Source organism: Snodgrassella alvi (assembly GCF_002777425.1).
GTDB classification, from domain to species: domain Bacteria; phylum Pseudomonadota; class Gammaproteobacteria; order Burkholderiales; family Neisseriaceae; genus Snodgrassella; species Snodgrassella alvi_B.
The window spans coordinates 1-6900 of record NZ_MDVC01000072.1 but is presented as its reverse complement, the minus strand read 5'-3'; the positions used below and the strand labels follow the sequence as shown (position 1 = coordinate 6900).

11 protein-coding genes are annotated in these 6900 nt (G+C 39.0%); 8 read left to right on the top strand and 3 right to left on the bottom strand.

The window, feature by feature from the left end; all coding sequences use genetic code 11:
* Positions 1-148 precede the first annotated feature (148 nt).
* From BGI33_RS07155 to BGI33_RS07145, 3 genes are all read left to right on the top strand, one after another.
* On the top strand, positions 149-769 hold the full coding sequence (locus BGI33_RS07155) for a hypothetical protein (protein ID WP_100089896.1): 621 nt from the start codon (positions 149-151) through the stop codon (positions 767-769).
* Between the two features lie 139 nt (positions 770-908).
* Complete coding sequence (locus BGI33_RS07150; RefSeq protein WP_100090574.1) at positions 909-1187, top strand: hypothetical protein; 279 nt, start codon at positions 909-911, stop codon at positions 1185-1187.
* 20 nt (positions 1188-1207) lie between these two features.
* On the top strand, positions 1208-2053 hold the full coding sequence (locus BGI33_RS07145) for an immunity 22 family protein (protein ID WP_180297028.1): 846 nt from the start codon (positions 1208-1210) through the stop codon (positions 2051-2053).
* Positions 2054-2148: 95 nt separating this feature from the next.
* On the opposite strand, the gene BGI33_RS07140 is transcribed toward BGI33_RS07145, so the two are convergent.
* Together BGI33_RS07140 and BGI33_RS13135 are read right to left on the bottom strand one after the other, a co-directional pair.
* Entirely contained in the window at positions 2149-2373 is a 225-nt protein-coding gene (locus BGI33_RS07140) for a hypothetical protein (protein WP_100090572.1), read from the bottom strand.
* 45 nt (positions 2374-2418) lie between these two features.
* Positions 2419-2562: a hypothetical protein gene (locus tag BGI33_RS13135; protein WP_180297027.1), complete on the bottom strand. Its 144-nt coding sequence runs from the start codon at positions 2560-2562 to the stop codon at positions 2419-2421.
* A 150-nt stretch (positions 2563-2712) separates the two neighbouring features.
* Here BGI33_RS13135 and BGI33_RS07135 point away from each other — a divergent pair, with 150 nt between their 5' ends.
* Positions 2713-3534: an RHS repeat domain-containing protein gene (locus BGI33_RS07135; RefSeq protein ID WP_100090571.1), complete on the top strand. Its 822-nt coding sequence runs from the start codon at positions 2713-2715 to the stop codon at positions 3532-3534.
* Positions 3535-3560: 26 nt separating this feature from the next.
* Entirely contained in the window at positions 3561-3881 is a 321-nt protein-coding gene (locus tag BGI33_RS07130) for a DUF7716 domain-containing protein (protein ID WP_100090576.1), read from the top strand.
* A gap of 255 nt (positions 3882-4136) precedes the next feature.
* On the opposite strand, the gene BGI33_RS07125 is transcribed toward BGI33_RS07130, so the two are convergent.
* Complete coding sequence (locus BGI33_RS07125) at positions 4137-4532, bottom strand: hypothetical protein (protein WP_100090570.1); 396 nt, start codon at positions 4530-4532, stop codon at positions 4137-4139.
* Positions 4533-4571: 39 nt separating this feature from the next.
* On the opposite strand from BGI33_RS07125, the gene BGI33_RS07120 reads away from it, so the two are divergent.
* The 3 genes from BGI33_RS07120 to BGI33_RS07105 form a co-directional block, all read left to right on the top strand.
* Positions 4572-5402 (top strand): RHS repeat-associated core domain-containing protein, encoded by an 831-nt coding sequence (locus BGI33_RS07120; RefSeq protein WP_100090569.1) that lies wholly within the window; start codon positions 4572-4574, stop codon positions 5400-5402.
* Positions 5403-5405: 3 nt separating this feature from the next.
* Positions 5406-5756: a hypothetical protein gene (locus BGI33_RS07115; protein WP_100090568.1), complete on the top strand. Its 351-nt coding sequence runs from the start codon at positions 5406-5408 to the stop codon at positions 5754-5756.
* Positions 5757-6164: 408 nt separating this feature from the next.
* The coding region (locus BGI33_RS07105; RefSeq protein WP_100090567.1) for a helix-turn-helix domain-containing protein at positions 6165-6900 on the top strand (736 nt) is incomplete at its 3' end.

Here is a 6900-nt window from a genome sequence, read left to right as displayed (position 1 = left end):
TTGAAGAGCTTGGTCGTCTTGAAGGTACTGCAAATAAACAACATCCAGTTGGTTTGCATAATGCTAACAGAGAGGCTTATCTTGAAGCCGCCGATAAACATCTTGAAGGTCGAAAGAGTGTTCCTAAAAAAAGAGGTCGATGCTAATTATGGCTAAGCGTGTTGTTTGGAAGAAAAATGATCTAGTCAATATCCAATTACGTGATAATTTATACACAATTGGACAGATGCTAACCAGCCCTGAAATGCGTTTTTATGATATTTTCAATTCAGATGGAGCATGGAAAAATTTAGATTTAAATAAAATAGAACCATTGTTCAGAGTTTTTGTTGGGAATGTAATTAATAAGTCATTAATTCAGGGGAAAATAAAATCCACTACAGTAATACCCAGCTCAAAGCCCAACGAAAGATATTGGATTAAACCCTATACAATTTTAGATTATGGGCACTACAAAGGTGACAGATTTAATTTTCATTTTTTAGGAGGAAAACTAATAGACCTCGTCCCTGATGCTAATGGCATTTTAAGTACAACTAGAGCACCAATTATCAAAGAAGATTTAACTCTTCCACAGGATCGTAAGCTTATTGAACAATATGAACTGACTAATATGTGGGGCGATGTAGATTTAAGAGACCGTCTCTGCCGCTATTTTGATACAGGTATTAACCGTGATGATCTGAAGTTTGAAGTATTCCCTGGTTTATGGAATGACAGAGAAAAATTACGTCCCCTGACACGGCGATTACCAGAACCACTTCGTTAAGCAGATAGCCAAAAGAAAACGAAATTACCCTTTTTTTATTTAACTGAATGATTATCAAAGAAAACAAGGATAAAGAAACCACTATTCCAATATTGGATCTGTAAAAGATGCTTTACGAAATGGTGACGGTAAGCATGAAATGTTCCCTGTTAGTCTAGCAGCAAAAGCCAAGTCATTAGGCTTTACCGCTCAGGAATTAAAAGCAATGACCGTGTCTACAAAAGATATTTATTTTACCGGTGTTAAACATGGAAAAACAGGAGAAATCCTTGAAGGTGCTCATCATGGCTCTCGTGCTGGCAGATGGTTCCATATTGATCTAATGGAACAATTAAACGGAGCCACATCAAAAAAAGAGGCACAAAAAATTATAAAAGATATGCATAAAAAGCATATGAGATATAAATCCAAATGTTAATCAATTTAGGAGTAATAATCATGAGTAAAATTGATTTGAATAAAGTTACTATCCAGCTATGGATAGGCAATAATTTTTCATCAGATGAAGAATATCAACACTATTTCGAAGAAATAGAAGATATGCCCTTTGATTTAGTTACACCGTCATGCTTATTCTGTGCTGATATAGGCGAACTTGTTTATATGACAGATCGGCTGGTTATACCTGATAGACTTTCTTCGCCTCAGGATATCAATTTGATTATTGATAAAATAGAAGTAAATGAAAGTGAAAAGAAAAAAATCCGTGAACAATGCATTAAATTAGGTGTCACAACAGCTAATTCGGTATTTTGGTACATTAATAATAATCCATCATTAAATCTAGAGGTAGAGAAACCTTATAAAGAAAATTATAACGGACTTAAATATATAGGCGAATTTAACGCGGATACTAAATATCCACTCAAGGCATTTGATCCAACAAGTGATTCCCACCTGTGGATAGGAACAAACCATATGCCGCTTGATGAGTTCAACCAATATTTTGAGCTGGATTTTACTGAAGAATTAGGTAGTCCTGAATATAAAATTTGTGGCTTTTGTAAAGATACAGGTAATGACTGGTACGACGAGGATTTTATCGGCTATCCAGAACCGCTGAAAGAGGAGGTTGACATTACAACCCTTGTTGACCAATTGATTACCACTGACTTGGACTGCAAGAACCAGATAGTTCAGGCCTGTAACAAACTGGGTATAACTAAAGCAAATGCTGTAATTTGGTATACGGCTGAGAGCAAGTATGATAGCGAATTCAAACTTCAAAAACCCTATAAAGACAGCTATAACGGTCTTAAATACATAGGAGTGTTTAAATTCTAATATCAACACGCAAATAGTTGGTAAGCTTTACACTAATCTACCACACAAGCCTGAGTCTTATCGCTCAGGCTTTTTAATTGAATTAATCTCGCAAGCTATTTTAAGAATATAATTATTACAGCCGACTGCAACGCAAACAGATTCGGCGCAATCAGAATCCCATCCCGCCCGATATCCTTATCGAACGCAGCTACCAGTACGACAACCTCGACCAACTGGTAAGCAAAAAACACAGCAAACACGGCCAGACTGATTACCGCTATGATCACACCGGCAGAATCGAAGGCTGCCGAAACCAGAGATACTGGGAAACCCTGCAATATGATGCGGCCGCCAACCTGTTAGACCACAGACGGCCAATAGAATTAGACCCTCGCAATCAGAATGTCATCCGCTGTAACCAGCTCCTGCATTTCAGAGGACACCACTACCGCTACGACGAGCATGGCCGAACTGCCAGCAAACAGACCATCGGCGCCACCCAGCACTACCACTACGACGCTGACCACCGCCTGAGCGAAGTACGCATCGAACAGCTCAACAAAACCGAACGATACCGCTACCTCTATGACGCCCTTGGCAGACGCATCGAAAAACAGAAGTTAGACCGCGAAGGCAAACCCTACAACCGTACCCGCTTTCTGTGGGACGGGTTAAGAATGATTCAGGAAACCGGCCCGAATCACCCCACCAGCCTGTATATCTATACCGACCAGAACAGCTACGAACCACTGGCGCGGATAGACACAGACGGCAACCAAGAACAACATATCCGCTACTTCCACACCGACCTGAACGGCTGCCCAGAAGAACTAACCGATGCAAACGGTAAAATACTTTGGGAATGCAGCTTTCAGCTATGGGGTAAACGGATTCATGAAATCGAACACGAACCCATAGAGCAGAATCTCAGATATCAGGGACAATATTTAGACAGAGAAACCGGCTTACATTACAATACTTTCAGGTATTATGATCCGGATATAGGTAGATTTACCCAGCCAGACCCGATTGGGCTGCTGGGTGGCTTGAATCTGTACCAGTATGCGCCTAATGGGTTGACTTGGGTCGATCCGTGGGGGTGTGCTAAAAAAGACTTATCTGGTGTAGATGCTTCCGGTAGACCATTATCCAGTTCTGGTTATAGTGTTTGGTATCAAACAGAAATTCCAGAAAATATACAAACTAGTACTAGGGCGCAGCATTTTAAAAATGCTAATGAACAACTTTATAATGTGTTAAAAAATAACCCAGATTTTGCTAAAATGTTGCCTCCAGAGGTTGTGGCTCATGTACAACCAGGCCCCAGAGGCGGGTTTAAAGGGACAAGTCCACCTGAACACTCATGGCATCATAATGCTCATGATCCAACAAAAATAGAGCTTATACCAAGATCTCAACATAAAGCGCCTGGACCTGTACAGGGTAATTTACATCCAAATCAGAAAGGGGGTTTTAAAAAACTTGGTGGTAAGTGTTGATAATACTTTATATAGTGAGAAAAAATATGAAACTGATATCAATTCGAGAAGTGCTCTCTAATCCTGATAAAATCCCTCAAACTTGGTTTTATCTTCCTCCAGATAAAACTACTTGGAACCTTGATACACTAGGTGTTTTTTCATTGGATAGTTGGGATTTTCCTCCAGATTCGGATGAATACCTACCAAAGCAAGTTAAAAATGATGGTTGGATAGAGACTTTAGATGGTGCTAGTATTGAAGATGTTATTGATTATGCTAAACAGCAATTAGATAATGCATCATTAGAAGATTTATTCAAGTCTTTTATGTTTTACTACGAAAATGATGCGTTCATGGATTTTTAATGAAAATTATATTATTAACCTCTTTAAATATCTAAAGCTAAATTTTAGTTATTAATCTATTAATTTAGCGTGTAATTTATTACCTAGGTTAGAGCAATCAAAATTAGTACAATATTTGTTAACTTAAAGAAGATATTGATTCGTTATTAAATGACTGAAAAAAATTACAAAAGTATTTTTTCAGTCATTTGATTTTAATTACTAATTAAAGTCTATTCATAAGAGTAAATTGTAGTACAAATCTAGACAGAGTATTCAGTAAAAAAACGCAGTAAACACGGCCAGACCGATTACCGCTATGATCACACCGGCAGAATCGAAGGCTGTCGCAACCAGAGATACTGGGAAACCCTGCAATACGATGCCGCTGCCAACCTGCTGGACAGCAAATACAGAGAGGACTACAGCAACCACAACCTGATTCGCTGTAACCAGTTCCTGCATTTCAGAGGACACCACTACCGCTACGACGAGCACGGCAGAACCCAAACCAAACAGACCACCGGTGCTACCCAGCACTACCACTACGATGCTGAACACCGCCTGAGCGAAGTACGCATTGAACAAACAGGCCGCAGCCAGCGCTACGGCTACGTCTACGACGCCCTTGGCCGGCGTATTGAAAAGCATCAGATAGACCGCGAAGGCCAACCCTACAACCGTACCCGCTTCCTGTGGGACGGGTTAAGAATGATCCAGGAAACCGGCCCGAATCACCCCACCAGCCTGTATATTTATACCGACCAGAACAGCTACGAACCACTGGCACGTATAGACACAGACGGCAACCAAGAACAACATATCCGCTATTTCCACACCGACCTGAACGGCTGTCCGGAAGAGTTAACCGATGCAAACGGTAAGATACTGTGGGAATGCAGCTTTCAGCTGTGGGGAAAACGGATTCATGAAATTGAGCACGAATCAGTAGAGCAAAACCTCAGATATCAGGGACAATATTTAGACAGGGAAACTGGTTTACATTACAATACTTTCAGGTATTATGATTCGGATATAGGTAGATTTACCCAGCCTGACCCAATTGGGCTGCTGGGTGGGTTTAATCTGTATCAGTATGCGCCTAATGGGTTGACTTGGGTGGATCCACTTGGGTTGAGCTGTAGTTTTAATAGTAAGTTGAATCGTTGGCGTAATAATGAAACAGGACGTTTTACCAAACGCCCAACTGATCCATCAGAATTAGTTAGAAATAGGAGGGTAAATAAAGCAGACATAGATGCATGGGCCACACAAGGAGGAATACCAAATACTTGGCATGCTGATCCTAAGCGTTTCCCAACAGGTGGATTTAAGTATAAGAATGAAAACTACGAAGTACATGGACATGGCATGGATCCTGCTGCAAAAGCAAAATGGCCAACAGCTAATGCAGCAAATGGCCCAACGGTTAGGATTACAAATACTGAAAATAAGCAAAGTTATAGAACAGATGGAACATGGGGAGATTTTAAACGTGATAGAAATGCAGCTCATATTCCATTAGATGGATCAGGATATTAATTTATGAACGAGAATATACTATACAATTTTTTGAAAAATAAACCAACCTATTTAGATTATGATGATGAACTAAAGCTAATGGATATTATGACTAAACTACCTATGAGTTGGCTCATTAAAAATAAAAAGGAATTTATTGATGCTTTAGAGGAATTAGAGATCTCACATACAGAAACTGGATTTTTATATCAAGAGGAATGTGACGATATTATATTTGATAATTTTTGTGAATGGCTAAAAGAAGTAAATAATAAAACTGGCATAGCGACATTAATCTATATTAAAGATTTGAGTTCGGAAGGACTAGATGAATTTAGAAAAAGTATTAGAAAAGATGAAAATACAGATAAGTAAGATCTAAACAATATTAGATCTAAATCTTTATACGTCTTGAATTGGTATTTAGGGGTAAAATTATCATAATTTATTAAGAAAAATGTTTAGTCAATAAATATTTAACAAAATAAAAGGCTATTTATTAATACTAGAAAGTACCGGAAGAATTAACCGATGCAAACGGCGAAATACTGTGGGAATGTAGCTTTCAGTTATGGGGAAAGCGGATTCATGAAATCGAACACGAATCAGTAGAACAAAACCTCAGATATCAGGGACAATATTTAGACAGAGAAACCGGCTTATGTAAATACCCCAAACTTAGTACAAGCTTCAAGTAGAAAATAATACTGCTTGTCTTAGGTGTAGTAGTCTTTATTTAATCTGACATTTAGTGTATTTTAAACCAATAATGGAGTGTCAGTAATGAATCAATCTGCAAAAATAATTAAACCAAAATTAGGACTTTTAGAACTCGCTAAACAGTTAGGTAACGTTCAGCAAGCCTGTAAAGTCTTGGGGTATAGTCGCGACAGCTATTATCGCTTCAAAAAACTCTATGAACAGGGCGGAGAATTAGCTCTTCAGGAAATAAGTCGCAAAAAACCTATAGAGAAAAATCGCGTAGAACCTCATATTGAGCAGGCTGTCGTTAATATGGCTTATGAATTTCCTGCTTATGGCCAACATCGGGTTGCTAATCAGCTACGTCTGCAAGGAATAATGGTCTCTGGCAGTGGTGTACGTTCAATCTGGTTACGCCACGATTTAGAAAGCTTCAAAAAAAGACTGATCGCTCTGGAAACAAAAGTAGCTCAGGAAGGGCTTGTGTTAACAGAAAGCCAGCTACAGGCTTTAGAGAAAGCGAAAGCAGCGCGAGAGGCACAGGGTGAAATTGAGACCCAGCATCCTGGATACTTATGCGCACAAGATACATATTATGTTGGTCATATTAAAGGGATTGGGAAAATATACCAACAAACGTTTATTGATACCTATTCAAGACTGGCGTTTGCTAAAGTATATACGGAGAAAAACAGTTTAGTTGCTGCGGATATGCTCAATGATAAAGTGATACCATTTTTTGATAATGAGCAGGTAGCGCTTTTACGAATTCTGACGGATAGAGGAAGTGAGTATAACGGTCATAAAGAGCGTCATG